The 13,297-nt window shown below is 49.8% G+C and carries 12 protein-coding genes and 1 pseudogene; 12 read left to right on the forward strand and 1 reads right to left on the reverse strand.

Translation table 11 applies throughout. The annotated features are described in order from the left end of the window. The first annotated feature begins 75 nt into the window (after positions 1-75). The 4 genes and pseudogenes from ACFQ3W_RS13825 to ACFQ3W_RS13840 all read left to right on the forward strand — a co-directional run. Positions 76-1,371, forward strand: a complete 1,296-nt coding sequence (locus ACFQ3W_RS13825; protein ID WP_379319821.1) for an ABC transporter substrate-binding protein — start codon at positions 76-78, stop codon at positions 1,369-1,371. A 102-nt stretch (positions 1,372-1,473) separates the two neighbouring features. After that, positions 1,474-2,358, forward strand: coding sequence for a carbohydrate ABC transporter permease (locus ACFQ3W_RS13830; protein WP_379319822.1), 885 nt, complete (start codon positions 1,474-1,476; stop codon positions 2,356-2,358). Then, positions 2,355-3,182, forward strand: coding sequence for a carbohydrate ABC transporter permease (locus tag ACFQ3W_RS13835; RefSeq protein ID WP_379319823.1), 828 nt, complete (start codon positions 2,355-2,357; stop codon positions 3,180-3,182). Before ACFQ3W_RS13830 ends, ACFQ3W_RS13835 begins: the two co-directional genes overlap by 4 nt. A 94-nt stretch (positions 3,183-3,276) precedes the next feature. Next, a pseudogene (locus ACFQ3W_RS13840) lies at positions 3,277-3,363 on the forward strand (autotransporter-associated beta strand repeat-containing protein); the annotation flags it as partial. A gap of 398 nt (positions 3,364-3,761) precedes the next feature. Here ACFQ3W_RS13840 and ACFQ3W_RS13845 read toward each other — a convergent pair. Then, positions 3,762-3,920 carry an asparagine synthase gene (locus tag ACFQ3W_RS13845; RefSeq protein WP_379319824.1) on the reverse strand — a complete coding sequence of 53 codons (159 nt, stop codon included), beginning with the start codon at positions 3,918-3,920 and terminating at the stop codon, positions 3,762-3,764. Positions 3,921-4,666: 746 nt separating this feature from the next. Here ACFQ3W_RS13845 and ACFQ3W_RS13850 point away from each other — a divergent pair. The 8 genes from ACFQ3W_RS13850 to ACFQ3W_RS13885 all read left to right on the forward strand — a co-directional run bounded on the left by ACFQ3W_RS13850 (position 4,667) and on the right by ACFQ3W_RS13885 (position 13,126). Further along, positions 4,667-5,062: a NusG domain II-containing protein gene (locus ACFQ3W_RS13850; RefSeq protein WP_379319825.1), complete on the forward strand. Its 396-nt coding sequence runs from the start codon at positions 4,667-4,669 to the stop codon at positions 5,060-5,062. After that, complete coding sequence (locus tag ACFQ3W_RS13855) at positions 5,046-5,600, forward strand: Gx transporter family protein (protein WP_379319826.1); 555 nt, start codon at positions 5,046-5,048, stop codon at positions 5,598-5,600. Before ACFQ3W_RS13850 ends, ACFQ3W_RS13855 begins: the two co-directional genes overlap by 17 nt. A 75-nt stretch (positions 5,601-5,675) precedes the next feature. Continuing rightward, positions 5,676-6,515 carry an ATP-binding cassette domain-containing protein gene (locus ACFQ3W_RS13860; RefSeq protein WP_379319827.1) on the forward strand — a complete coding sequence of 280 codons (840 nt, stop codon included), beginning with the start codon at positions 5,676-5,678 and terminating at the stop codon, positions 6,513-6,515. Beyond that, positions 6,491-7,375 carry an energy-coupling factor transporter ATPase gene (locus ACFQ3W_RS13865; RefSeq protein ID WP_379319828.1) on the forward strand — a complete coding sequence of 295 codons (885 nt, stop codon included), beginning with the start codon at positions 6,491-6,493 and terminating at the stop codon, positions 7,373-7,375. Before ACFQ3W_RS13860 ends, ACFQ3W_RS13865 begins: the two co-directional genes overlap by 25 nt. Before the next feature lies 1 nt (position 7,376). Continuing rightward, positions 7,377-8,177: an energy-coupling factor transporter transmembrane component T family protein gene (locus tag ACFQ3W_RS13870; RefSeq protein WP_379319829.1), complete on the forward strand. Its 801-nt coding sequence runs from the start codon at positions 7,377-7,379 to the stop codon at positions 8,175-8,177. Between the two features lie 76 nt (positions 8,178-8,253). Next, a complete protein-coding gene (locus tag ACFQ3W_RS13875; RefSeq protein ID WP_379319830.1) occupies positions 8,254-10,281 on the forward strand; it encodes a peptidase U32 family protein in 2,028 nt (675 codons plus the stop codon). Positions 10,282-10,432: 151 nt separating this feature from the next. Further along, positions 10,433-11,713 carry an aspartate aminotransferase family protein gene (locus ACFQ3W_RS13880; RefSeq protein ID WP_379319831.1) on the forward strand — a complete coding sequence of 427 codons (1,281 nt, stop codon included), beginning with the start codon at positions 10,433-10,435 and terminating at the stop codon, positions 11,711-11,713. 537 nt (positions 11,714-12,250) lie between these two features. Continuing rightward, complete coding sequence (locus ACFQ3W_RS13885; RefSeq protein ID WP_379319832.1) at positions 12,251-13,126, forward strand: UbiA-like polyprenyltransferase; 876 nt, start codon at positions 12,251-12,253, stop codon at positions 13,124-13,126. Positions 13,127-13,297 lie beyond the last annotated feature (171 nt).

Genomic DNA, 13,297 nt, shown 5'->3' on the forward strand with positions numbered 1-13,297 from the left:
TCCAATGAAGCGCTTTCATTTTTTGTTTAAAATGAACTCGTAGACAAAACAATATCATCTAGGAGGTCAAAAATTATGAAGATTTGGAAGGGCATAGTAGGCGTAACGTTAATCGCTTCTTTACTGGCCGGCTGCGGATCGGGCGACGGAAGTGGTGAAGCGAAGAATGAAGCATCGACCGGTGGAAACGCTAGCGGAAAAAGCGTCAACCTGAAAATGTTTATCGCTCAGCCTCGCTTAAAGGAACACTATGACAAATATATCGAATCCTTTAAGGCCAAGGAAAAGGCGGAGAAAAACATCGATGTTACGGTGCAATTGGAGATGCCGCCTGCAGATACCGCCCCACAGATTTTGAAAACAAGATTGGCTTCCAACGATGCTCCTGATGTGTTTGCCATTCATGCCGTTAATGAAATTCCTCCTTTCTATAAAGCCGGTTATTTAGAAGATTTGTCCAATCAGCCGTTTGTAGGCAAGCTGCTGGAAAGTGTGAAGCCTTCGGTAACGACAGAGGACGGCAAGGTTGTAGCGGTACCGCTGGAAACACTGTCCTGGGGTTATTTGTACAACAAGACGATTTTCAAAGAGCAAGGACTGACTCCTCCAACCACGCTTACGGAAATGAAGGCGGTTGTTGAAAAGCTGAAGCAGAAAAACATTACTCCGTTTGTTCTTTCCGACAAAGAATCCTGGATCCCGCAGTTATTCCTGCCGCTTACGGTAGGACAGATTGGAAATACGGAGAAAAAGGATTTTATTGATCGGATGAATAAGGACGAAGCTTCCTTCTCCGAAATGAAGGATATGTTCAATATCATCGATTTGGTATATGCGAACGGGACTAAAAACAGTCTTGAAGTAGGGGGCGACGACGGAGCAGCTATGTTCGCGACAGGAAAAGGGGCAATGTGGATTCAAGGTCCTTGGTATGCTGAAACCATTTTGAAATCCAACCCTAATCTTGACTTCGGCGTAGCGGCGCTGCCTGTCAATGATAATCCGGATGCAACGATGATCAACCTGAGTACGTCCACTTCCTTGGCGGTGTCCAAGACCAGCAAAAACAAAGAAGTTGCGCTTGACTTCATCAATTATGTCCTGGATGACAAGGATTCCAGCGCCTTCTTCCAGGCATTGAAATTCAACCCTCTTGCTACCGTGCACACTTACAAGAGCTATCCTTGGGTAGACGACGCTATGGTTTATGTAAAAGCAGGAAAGTCCTATCAGGATCCGCGGATTCCGCAAGCCGTTAAGGATGAATCCGGTAAAGCGCTGCAATCCTACATTGCCGGACAAATCTCGAAAGAAGATGTATTCTCGGCTTTGGACAAAGCTTGGAAATCTTATAACAAAGTCAATAAGTAATCGATGGGCCGGTCAGGAAGGAACGCATCGTTCCTTCCTGCTATATTAATTGAACTATTGTACAATTATTAGTTCAATAAATACTGGAGGGGGAGAGAGAACATGCCGTCCAAGGTTTACAAAAAATATTTATCCTTATTGGCTTTTACAGCTCCGGCACTCATTATATATATGATTTTTTTGCTCATACCGACTTTTGGTGGAATGTATTACACGTTTACGGACTGGAACGGTTTAAATCCAGATTACAGCTTCATCGGAATAGGTAATATTGTTGAGGCGCTTACGGAGGACCCTGACTTTATCAATTCCTTGATGTTTACGCTAAAGTACGTTGTATTCATGGTCATACTGCAAAATGTAATCGCTTTACTGCTTGCTGTGCTCATTGAAACACGGCTTAAGAGCAAAGGCTTTTTCCGAACGATATTTTTTATGCCGAACATGATCAGTCTTATTATCAGCTCCTTTATGTGGACCTTTGTGTTCTCACAGGTGATTCCGCAACTAGCCCAAAAAGCGGCTATAACTTTCTTGGATCATGCCTGGCTCGGAGATCCTAAGTATTCTTTTTACTCCATTCTGATCGTTTCACTCTGGAACGGCGTCGGATATATGATGATCATCTATCTGGCCGCTCTGCAGGGCGTACCTCAAAGCTTGAAAGAAGCCGCCATTATCGATGGTGCGAATTCTTTCCAAACGCTACGCAAAGTCACGTTGCCGATGATTACACATGCAGTGACCATTTGTTTCTTCCTTACACTAAATGGCGCATTCAAAGTATTTGATGTCGTTTACGGACTTACTGGTGGTGGCCCGGGACGAAGCACACAGGTTATTACCATGAACATTTACGAAGAAGCATTTTCGAATAACTTCCGTTATGGATATGCCAGCGCAAAATCGCTGATTCTATTTGCCGTAGTACTTGTCTTCACCTTAATTCAGATGAATGTCATGAAGAAAAAAGAGGTGGAAGCATGAGAATGAAAAGAATCAATTCGCTGCTGATCGGGCTTATCTTGTCCATTGGAGCTGTCATTACATGTTTCCCTATTTATATGGCAGTGGTCAACTCGTTTAAGACGCAAGGGGAGATGTTTGCTTCGTTTGTATCGCTTCCAACAAAGCTGCATTTTGAAAACTACTCCCAGGCCTTTGATAAAATAAACCTTTTGCACAGCTCCCTGAATTCGGTGACAGTTTCCATCCTCGGGATCGGGGGGATCGTATTCTGCTCCGCCCTGGCTGGTTATAAGTTATCACGTACCCGGGGGAAATTAAGCAATTTTATCTTCCTGCTGTTCGTCGCCTCGATGCTCGTTCCGTTCCATTCGATCATGATTCCGCTCACCCGGATGGCCAAAACGATGCACGTGCAAGGCAGTACGTATGGATTGGCGCTGATCTACATTGGACTTGGCGTCAATATGGCAATCTTTTTGTATCACGGCTTCGTCAAATCGATTCCGCGGGAGCTTGAGGAGTCTGGGCAAATCGACGGGTGCAACGAGTTTCAAACGTTCTTTCGAATTATTTTGCCGCTGCTTCTTCCCATCACAGTAACGATCGCTATACTCGACTTTTTGTGGATTTGGAATGACTTCCTGCTTCCTTTGATGATGCTTACCGACGTAGATAACTATACGTTGATATTGTCCACCAATATGCTGTTCGGGGAGTACAACAAGGAGTGGTCCTTGATCCTGGCTTCGCTAGTGCTTACGGCGATACCGGTAATTATTATTTATGCATTTTTCCAAAGATTCATTATGGAAGGTATTGCGGAAGGTGCCGTGAAAGGCTAATTTAACGGTTCGGGCAAATCAGAGGAAAAAGAGATCTTCAATGGAATGGGACAACCGATTGACTGTCTTCCGCGGCCGCTATTTCCGGTAGTTTACGAAGAAGGGAACGGGAACTCTGGCATTAGAGGGGGGCAACACCTACTCGGGCGGTATAGCGACAAAAGCGTACAACTGCAGTTGAAGACAAAATAAACATCGAACGTTAGTCCATTAGACAACTCCGGTACTTTGCAGGTTGCATACCGGCAGTTGTCTTTTTTATTTGAACGATAGAACCACCGTCTAGGAAACTCTGCCAGGTCAACGGATCACTCAAATAGGGGAATAAAATGGTCCTATAATCTGTTAGAGGTGCCCCAAAGCCGGTTTTCTTGCTTATGCCGGGTGAATAGGGCCATTTTTTACCCCTATTTTGTGTGAAGAAGGCTAAATCGCTGAAATAGGGCCATAAACTACCCTTATTTCTTTTCGCCGGTTTTGCGTTCAGCATCCCAGGCTGGTGGTGCTCGTCTTAAGTAGATATGATATGTAAGTAAAAACCCGGAAGCCCTAAGCCCCCGGGTGTCTTCCAAACGCATATTAGCGGTGCTCGATCAGGTCGATTGCCCCGAGCACAATATGTGCTAAACCAAAACCAAGAGCGCCTGTGGCTGCAAGCTTATACTTACCCCCAAGCATCGATACGGCCGAAGCGGACACTACAGCTCCAAGAACAGTAGGAATCAAACCTTCACGCATTTTAAAACACCCCTTTGGCTTTGTTTGGAAAGACAAACGTTATTCTGGTTTCCTAAGCTGGGATTTATGCATGGAAAGCGTTAATAGGCATAGCAAAACGAGCGGCAGCGATTCATGTGCGTGACGCCCGTTAAGGTCATTGTTACCCTCAGGTCTTCATGTACACGTGAAGATAAATGAAGTTCCTGCTTAGACTAAAACTGCAAACTGTTTCTAAAACAACAAAAGCCCTACCTCTCATTTGTCCTTGCGGCTCCGATGACCGCGCCAGTGTGAATCAGAAAAACGTAAAATTCTTACTCTTATTGGGTCATTCAAATAGGAATTTCATACCGATTCGGTATTTAGGAGAGTTATAATCTTTTGAGGAACTGTTGTAGAGGATTAAACAATCTAATTATTTATTATACTTGTAATTTTCTGAAAATGCAACAATATGTTAGGAAGTCGTGCCGATTAATCAAGCCATCAAGAATCCATTAGTAAAAAAACATGTGCAGGAAGGAAAATATGTCCCTGCAAAATTGGACCAATTCGGTTATGATAGAAAGATGAACTATGTTGCTATTTAGTACTCATTTTCACAAAGTATTCTCTCTTCCATAATATACCTTCCAAAGTGATGATTTTGTGAAAAAAAATGAAGGCACACTACAGTGAGACATTTGTCACACTTTAGTGTAGAAAGCAGCATGTATAATAAGTTCATCTAAGATTTACATAATCAAAAAATAAGGGAGTTTGCCATGAAACGCGGAGATATCCTGTTAATCGGAATTATTGTCGTCATTGCACTGGCATTTTTGGTGCCAAGATGGCTGGACGAAAATTCAAGTGAAAAGAATCACAACGACAATGGAAAAGTGGCGAGAATTACGGTTGACGGGAAACTGTTCAAAACGGTGAAACTAACCGGTAAAGAGCAGACCATTGACATTAAAACGAAGTATGGTGAGAACATTTTGAAGGTTCATGACAACGGTATTGAAATGACTGACGCCGACTGTCCTGATAAAATATGTCTGACTTTTGGATTTGTAGACCGAAATGGTGGAACGATCGTTTGTTTACCCCATAAACTGATGGTTGAAGTTGTAGGAGGATCAGGGGAAGGGGCTGACGTAGATGCCAGCGTTCAATGAGCACGCCAGCTTAGCTTTAAAAAGAACAGTAATCATAGCGATTTTTGCAGCGGTAGCCGTTGTTTTGAGCCTCATCGAATCTATAATACCGATCAATATGAGCGTACCGGGGGCCAAACTTGGCCTCGCCAACATTATGGTACTGACCTGTTTGTATTTCCTGCGGGCTAGAGATGCGTTTATGATGGTGGTGCTGAAGACGCTGCTGACCGCGTTTATTTTCGGAACGTTCTCCAGCTTTCTGTTCAGCTTCATGGGAGCACTCTTTAGCTTTGTAGCTATGTGGTTTTTACTGCTTATTGGTCGAAAACGGCTTAGCATGATCGGCATAAGCATCATTGGGGGAATTGCCCACAATATCGGCCAACTTACCGCGGCAGCCTTATATTTCAATACATCGAAAATATTTTACTATTTGCCGATGCTGCTCATAATGGGCGTGCTAACCGGCATTGCCGTTGGGATCGCAGTAAGATATCTGATCCCGTCGTTATCAAAGCTGTCGCTGTTTGACGGGTTTCTATCGGAAACCGCATAAGGGAGGCATCCATTCCGGCGGGAAAGCCTCCGATCGATAAAGTTATCGGAAGTCGCCTGAAAGGGGTAGAGGAAAATGGGAGATACCGGACTCGCTTATGAAGTAAAGCATGTTTCTTTCGCATATGAGCATACTCATCCGGTGCTTAAAGATGTATCGCTATGTATCCCTTCGGGAAGCTGGGTTTCGTTGGTAGGTCCTAACGGGTGCGGAAAATCGACGCTCGCCAAGCTGCTCGGCGGACTTCTAGCCGCAAACGATGGGGCCATATTTATAGAAGGAACTGAACTGGCCCGGGAGACCGCTTCGTACATTAGACCGCGGATCGGCATGGTATTCCAAAACCCGGATAACCAGTTTATCGGTGCGACTGTAGAAGAGGACATCGCCTTTGGACTCGAGGGACGCTGTATCCCCCGGGAAGAGATGGTGAACCGGGTCCGAACATATGCCGACAAGCTTCAAATCGGCCATCTGCTGTCTAAGCACCCTTCGGAGCTATCGGGGGGGCAAAAACAGCGGGTGGCCGTCGCTTCGATTCTGGCGATGGAGCCGGGCATTGTCATCTTTGATGAGGCCTCGTCGATGCTGGATGAGAAAGCCCGTGGCGAGCTGCTCGGCATCCTGCAGGGCATGCGGGAAAGCGGCCAATATACCTTGGTATCGATTACTCATGATGCCGAGGAGATCATGGCCTCAGACCGAGCGATCGTCCTGCTGGACGGAACCGTAGCCGCTGATCTGACGCCTGAGGAACTGTTCCGGGATGAGGGGCTGCTGGGTTCCTGCCGTCTTATTGCTCCATACCGAATTCGGCTGCAGCTGGAGCTTGAGAAGCGGGGCATTCGTGCTTCTTCGCCTCAGGGAAGCGGGGAGGTGAAGGACGAATTATGGCCATTCATTTTGAGCATGTAAGCTATGCCTATGACGATAACAGCCTTTGGCGCCAAAGTGCCTTGGAAGGAATTGATTTAAGGATAAAGAGTGGGACATTTGCCGCAATTGCGGGAGCTACCGGATCTGGGAAATCAACATTAATGCAGCATTTTAACGGCATATTGAAGCCTTCTCGCGGCAAGGTGCAGGTGCTTGACGTGACGATGCAGGCGGGAGAGAAAATGCCTGTGATGCGGGAGCTTCGCCGCCGGGTTGGACTTGTTTTTCAATTTCCGGAGCAGCAGCTGTTTGAAGAGACCGTGGAGAAGGACTTATGCTTTGGTCCGCTCAATTTCGGATGCTCTTTAGAGGAGTCTAAAGTCCGGGCTAGCCGGGCACTTTCGCTTGTCGGATTGGATGATACGTTTCTATCCCGGAATCCGTTTCATCTAAGCGGTGGACAAATGCGCAAGGTAGCGATCGCTTCGGTGCTGGCCATGGAACCTGACGTTATTGCGCTAGATGAACCGACGGCAACACTGGACCCGCAGAGCCGGGCCGAGTTGGCGGAAATGTTGTCGAGACTTCACCGGGAACAGGGGAAAACGGTCGTCGTCGTTACACATCGCATGGAAGAAATGCTTTCCTATGTAGATCAATGGATTGTGATGAAGGATGGCGAGGTTTCGTTTGAAGGAACCGTACAGGAGCTGATTCAGGACTCGAAGCGGCTTGAGGAGGAAGGGCTGGCCCTGCCGGCCTCTATCCGATACTGGAGGGCGTTGTCCGACCGCTTTGGGCTGGAAGCCGAGGAGCCATGCCTAACGCCTGAGAAGCTTGCTGAGCGGATTGTTATGCTAACGCCCGCCACAGCAGGGCCTAGAGAGGGGGAGGGCTAGCATGCGGAATAAGCTGCTGTTTGGACGAAGCATCGACACCGGCTCATGGGTCCACGGCGTTGATCCGCGAGCGAAAATTACCGGCATGGTGCTCTATCTTGTTGCCATTGTGGCGGTAGGTTCATGGGCCGCCTTAGGAGTAGCAGCCGCGTTCTCCCTGATCTATATGCGGGCGACCAAGATTCCGATCAAGTATTACGTGAAGGCCGCAAAACCGCTTTGGGTGCTGATGGTGTTCATCTTTGTCGTTCAAAGTCTCACGATAAACGAGGGGACGGTGCTATGGCACCTTGGCTCGTGGAAGCTATATTCCGGAGGCCTCAGCACCGGCTTCATTTCGGCAGCTCGGATGGCCTTGCTCGTTTCTTTTACGGCCATCTTGACGTTTACTACAACGCCGGGGCTGCTTAACCAGGGTATGAGCGGCGTGCTTAAGCCGTTCAAGCGCATCGGAATATCATCTGAGCGACTTACGCTGATGATGAGCATTGCCCTGCGGTTTATCCCGACGATTCTTGACGAGACGCAAAAAATTGTCAAGGCGCAGGCGGCCAGAGGGGCGGACTTGAAGGAACTGCCGTGGAAGGAGAAGGGACGTATGCTCGTTTCCCTGCTCGTGCCGGTTACGGTTAGCGCATTTCGCCGTGCGGAGGAGCTCGTCTTATCTATGGAATCCAGAGGTTATACGATCGGTGCGCCGCGCTCGGAATACCATTTGCTCACCTGGAAGAGCAGGGACACGTGGTTCATATTATCATATGTTATTCTGGCATCTGCCGTTGTTATCTACAGATTCATGTAATCTTTCAGATAAATGATAGAGAAATTAGTCAATTGGATAGTTCGAAAACTATTTTTCGATGAGGAGGGGAAACGCTGTGGCACGCTACTTTAATGGGAAAGAAGTCGAATTGCTAGCGCCGGCGGGAACGTTTGAGATTTTTAAAAAGGTGATTGTGGCGAATTGCGATGCGGTTTACTTCGGGGGCCCGAGCCTGAACATGCGATTGATGCGCAAAGGCTACAATTTTAGTCTGGAAGAAATTACCGAAGCGGCTCGCATTGCCCACGAACTGGGCAAAAAAGTATACGTAACTGTAAACAATCTGCTGAACGAGGATGAGCTGGACGAAGCTAAGGAATACCTGCGGTTTTTGGATGGAACCGGCGTGGATGCGCTTATCGTTCAGGACTATGCAGTACTTACACTGATTAAAGAGATGGGGCTTAAGCTTTCCGTGCATTCCTCGGTAATGATGAACGTGCATAACATCGAGATGGTACGCGCGCTGCAAGAGATGGGGGTTACCCGGGTCGTCACATCGCGGGAAATGGATCTGGATACAGCCCAGCTGCTTCATGAAACTACCGGGATGGAACTGGAATACTTTGTGCACGGGGATATGTGCTCGGTGCATGGAGCCAACTGCTATTATAGCTCGCTGGTGTTTGGAATGAGCAGCAACCGGGGGAAATGCCTCAAGCCGTGTCGCTGGGATTATCGGGTGAAAAAAGACGGCAACGTCTACCCTGCAGAATATCCGCTGGCCGTGAAAGACATGTTCATGTATGAGCATATCCCGGAGCTGATCCACAGCGGAATCACCTCCTTCAAAATTGAAGGCCGCATGCGCGACGCCGATTTCGTGCTCATGCTCGTTAAGGCCTACGGCGATGCAATCGATCGATATATTGATGATCCAGTTGGTTTCAAGCGAAACCTGGATACGAAGCTGCTGTATGACAACCGGAAGCGAGACTTCTCGACCGGTTACGCCTTTGGCCGGCCAGGGCTGTCCAATATCAACCGCCGCTATGAAGGGACGGGTAAATTCTACAGCACCGGCAAAGTGTTTAGTACGCCGACGGAGGAAAGAGAACTTAGCGCTGGCCGCATGGACGCGATCCGCGAGAAATTGGCCGTAGTCGGTCGGCCACAGCAGCCAGGTCTTGCACATGGCGAGCTTTCGGTTCATGTAAATAATGTAGCTCAAGCCAAGGCTGCACTCGATGCGGGGGCTGACCATATCTACTTGAGCGGCGACGTGTTTGAGCCGGACCGTCCCTTTACGAAGGCGGAGATTAAGGAGCTTGCTGCGATTAAAGGGGCAGCTAAGCTGTACCTGTGCCTGCCACGGATGATGACGGAGCTGCATTTTGAGATTTATGACGGTCTGCTGTCCGGGGAGCGCCTGCCGATTGACGGAATCATGGTGACGAATTTGGGCGCGATCCGTAAATTTGCCTCCAAGGGCTACCCGATGATCGGGGACTTTAACTTGAACGTTTACAACCGGCTTTCTGCCGACATGTATCGCAAGCTCGGCGTTGGACGGCTCACGGCGTCTATGGAGCTGCCGTTGAATGACTTAGCGGCACTGCTGGCGAATGACTCGGGGCCTCTTGAGGCGATTGTTCACGGCTCGCCGGCCATTATGTACATGGAGCATGATCTCTACGAAAATGCGGAAACGTACCAGGCGATTGCCGAGGAAGACAACCACTACGTCGATAACAGCATTCTTGTGTTAAAGACGGACAAAGGCGAAAACCCTGTGTATCGTGATGTTCACGGACGTTGTCACTTGACACTTTCCAAGGAGCTGTGCCTGCTGCCTGCAGTGAAGGAGTTGGCTGAGGCGGGGCTGTCCGTATTTCGGATCGAAGGCTTAACCTATAGTCCGGAACAGCTCGCGGCTATCGTTCGGGCTTACAAGGCCGCTCTGACGAACCCGCAAACCGCGGTGGAGCAGTTTGAACATCTCGCTCCGGTGTACGCGGGATATACGCTTGGCGCCCTGCAGTTTGACGGCGGGAGAGCCAGCGGGGCAGCCGGTTCCGCGCCTGAAGCCGGCGCCGGGGAATCTTCCGGTGCAAAGGCGGATACGGTGGGTAGTCCGCAGTAAGTGGTAAGACGCATGTAATGAGGTAGGTAGTAGTTAGGGTGCTTGGCGGCATGAAATGCTTGTCTGGGCGCCCTCTATGCTTTTTTCAAACCGTTGATCAAGCCTTAGAGTCCATCAGGTCATGAAGTGACAAGGAAAGGAAGCGGAACAGATGCAAAATTATATTGGACCGGAGCTGGTGCTGCAGAAACGGCAGCAGTATTTTTACCCATGTACGAGCCATTTCTATCGGAATCCGCCGCAAATCGTCAAAGGTGAAATGCAGTATTTATACGGTCATGACGGAACGAAGTATACGGATTTCTTTGCGGGTGTATCGGTTGTGGCAAGCGGCCACTGCAATCCGGAAATCGCTGAGCGGACGGCGGAGCAGCTGCGCACGCTGCAGCATACGTGTACGATTTATCTGACCCAGCCTAACGTCGACCTCGCCGAGCGGCTTGCGGGCGTGCTGCCTGGAGAGCTGCGCCGGACGTTCTTTGTCAACAGCGGCTCGGAAGCGAACGAGGGGGCATTGCTGCTCGCACGCCTCTACACGGGACGGAGAGGTTTTATCGCGCTGGAGCAAGGCCTGCATGGACGGACGTATCTAACGATGAGCGTCACGGGTCTCAGCATGTGGCGCACCGATCCGGAGCTAGCGCACGATACGGACGTGACGTTCATCCCGCGTCCGCACGAGCGCGGCGTGAGCGCTGACGAGGCGGGGCGCCGCTCGATCGAGGCGCTCAAGGCGGTGCTCGCGGAAAAAGGCGGCGAGATCGCCGCGATGATCGCCGAGCCGATCCAGGGGAACGGCGGTATGATTACGCCGCCGGACTGGTATTTCCCTGAAGTGAAGCGGCTGCTTGAGCAGTACGGCGTACTGCTCATCGCCGATGAAATTCAGACCGGGTTCGGGCGAACGGGACGGATGTTCGCCATGGATCTTTGGGGCGTGACGCCGGACATCATCTCGATGGCCAAAGCGCTGGGCAGCGGTATTCCGGTGGCGGGCTTCGCCACCACCGATAAGATTGCTGCCAGCTTCACGCGGCCATCGGCCTCGACGTTCGGCGGCAACCCGGTTTCGTCCGTGACCGCGCTGGCGGTCTTGGACTACATTGAGGCGCACCGCCTGCCTGAGCGTGCGGTGCGGCTTGGGGCGCTGCTGCGCGGCGGCCTGGAGCGGCTCGCGCAGCGCTTCCCGCAGCTCGTCTCCGACGTGCGCGGAGCCGGGCTAATGCTCGGCGCTGAGTTGTGCGCGGACGACCCGCAGCGGGGGGCCGAGCTGGCCGATGAGGTGCTGGAGGCGGTCAAGGACCGCGGCTACATCATCGGCAAGAACGGCGTGAACCGCAATGTGCTGGCCTTCCAGCCGCCGCTCGTCATCACGGAGGAGAACATCGCTGGCTTACTAGCCGCGCTGGAGGAAACGCTGGCCGGACTTTGAGTCGAATCGCCATCCATGATATGATGCCATGATGGCCCCGGCTGGCTGTTCGTCCAACGCCTGACACGGTGACGCCAGGGGCCATACGGCTGTTGGATCAGCGCCAAAGGCTAGAGGATAGGATAGCCAAATCAGGAGTAAACAAGCGGGCGAGCGGTCATCTAGGCTGTCGCCGGTTGACCTTGGCAGGTTGTCCCCAAAAATAAGGGTAATCAATGGACCTATTTTATCGTTTCGGCTTGCTCTAAGAGAAATAGGGGTAAATAATTCCCTTATTTCGGCCATTATGGCGAAAAAGCGCTGATTGCACTTTGACTTTTTAGCAATAGGTCCATAAAATTCTCCTATTTCCCTCAAAGCCATGTAAATCCGGGAAATAGGTCCAATATTTACCCCTATTCTTATACCGCTTCATACAAGAAGCTTTAAATGAGGCTGGACCCCAAAAGTCGAGCCACGCTAGATCGGATTTCCCTGATGGATGAGCTCGGACGAGAAGGCCGAGCCCGTCCCGAAGGAATAAGGAGTGAATCATCCATGGAATATGTCAGAAAGATCGGGACTAAAATCAAGCTGTACAGCGAGCTGGTCATGTTCTCGCATACGTTGTTTTCTTTGCCGTTTGCGGTCATCTCGATGGTTTGGGCCGCGGAGGGCTTACCATCCTTGCGGGTGATGCTCTGGGCGCTGGTTGCGCTGGTAGGAGCCCGCAATGGGGCTAACGCCTTCAACCGCGTTGTCGACCGCGTCTTTGACGCGGAAAACCCGCGTACTGCGCACCGCCATCTACCACAGCGCTTGCTGGATGCGAAGGAGGTGCTGCTGTTCGTCGTGATCAACTATGCGATTTTTATTTTCGCTGCGGCCATGCTGAACTCGCTTTGCTTTATTTTGTCACCGGTGGCGATATTCCTGATCTCATCTTATTCCTACACCAAGCGATTCACTTACGTATGCCACCTGTATCTCGGCTTCACGATTGCTTCAGCACCGATCGGGGCATGGTTCGCCGTAACCGGACAGTTTGCCTTTACACCGTTTATCCTTGGCACCATCGTTATGCTCTGGATCGCCGGCTTTGATATCATTTACGGCTCGCAGGATATCGACTTTGATCGGAGTCACAGGCTCTGGTCGATTCCAAGTGCATTTGGCTTGAAGAACGGCCTCAGAATTGCTGCAGGTCTTCATTTCATCATGGTGCTGCTGCTGATCGCGCTCATTCCGATCCGCCATCTCGGCTGGATTTATATTATAGGCATCATCCTGGCGATTCTCCTGCTGATGACGGAGCACAAAATCATTAAACCGGCCAATCGCAAACGGATGAACGTGGCTTCGTACAATTTGAATCAGGTAATAAGCATGATTATTCTGTTCTGTACGCTGTGCGATTATTTTATACTGAAGTAGTTATTTTCTATAGACGAGTTTTGAAGTTGGAATGGGTCTGTCTGGGTGAAGATTATCGCCTGGGCAGGCTTTTTTTATGGAAAGCGGATGTTAGTCTCCGCTCCTAATTGCATAAAGTGCAGCTAATTTCGGGCGAATTGCAGATGTTTGGAAATTAATTGCATTTTATAC

Origin of the sequence: Paenibacillus puldeungensis, from assembly GCF_042678945.1 — a bacterium.
Taxonomy (GTDB): domain Bacteria; phylum Bacillota; class Bacilli; order Paenibacillales; family Paenibacillaceae; genus Fontibacillus; species Fontibacillus puldeungensis.

Coding starts and splice junctions, on each gene's coding strand:
- ACFQ3W_RS13885 (WP_379319832.1), top strand. CDS start 12,251: ATGGAATATGTCAGAAAGATCGGGACTAAAATCAAGCTGTACAGCGAG.
- ACFQ3W_RS13825 (WP_379319821.1), top strand. CDS start 76: ATGAAGATTTGGAAGGGCATAGTAGGCGTAACGTTAATCGCTTCTTTA.
- ACFQ3W_RS13865 (WP_379319828.1), top strand. CDS start 6,491: ATGGCCATTCATTTTGAGCATGTAAGCTATGCCTATGACGATAACAGC.
- ACFQ3W_RS13870 (WP_379319829.1), top strand. CDS start 7,377: ATGCGGAATAAGCTGCTGTTTGGACGAAGCATCGACACCGGCTCATGG.
- ACFQ3W_RS13880 (WP_379319831.1), top strand. CDS start 10,433: ATGCAAAATTATATTGGACCGGAGCTGGTGCTGCAGAAACGGCAGCAG.
- ACFQ3W_RS13835 (WP_379319823.1), top strand. CDS start 2,355: ATGAGAATGAAAAGAATCAATTCGCTGCTGATCGGGCTTATCTTGTCC.
- ACFQ3W_RS13830 (WP_379319822.1), top strand. CDS start 1,474: ATGCCGTCCAAGGTTTACAAAAAATATTTATCCTTATTGGCTTTTACA.
- ACFQ3W_RS13850 (WP_379319825.1), top strand. CDS start 4,667: ATGAAACGCGGAGATATCCTGTTAATCGGAATTATTGTCGTCATTGCA.
- ACFQ3W_RS13860 (WP_379319827.1), top strand. CDS start 5,676: ATGGGAGATACCGGACTCGCTTATGAAGTAAAGCATGTTTCTTTCGCA.
- ACFQ3W_RS13845 (WP_379319824.1), bottom strand. CDS start 3,920: ATGCGTGAAGGTTTGATTCCTACTGTTCTTGGAGCTGTAGTGTCCGCT.
- ACFQ3W_RS13855 (WP_379319826.1), top strand. CDS start 5,046: ATGCCAGCGTTCAATGAGCACGCCAGCTTAGCTTTAAAAAGAACAGTA.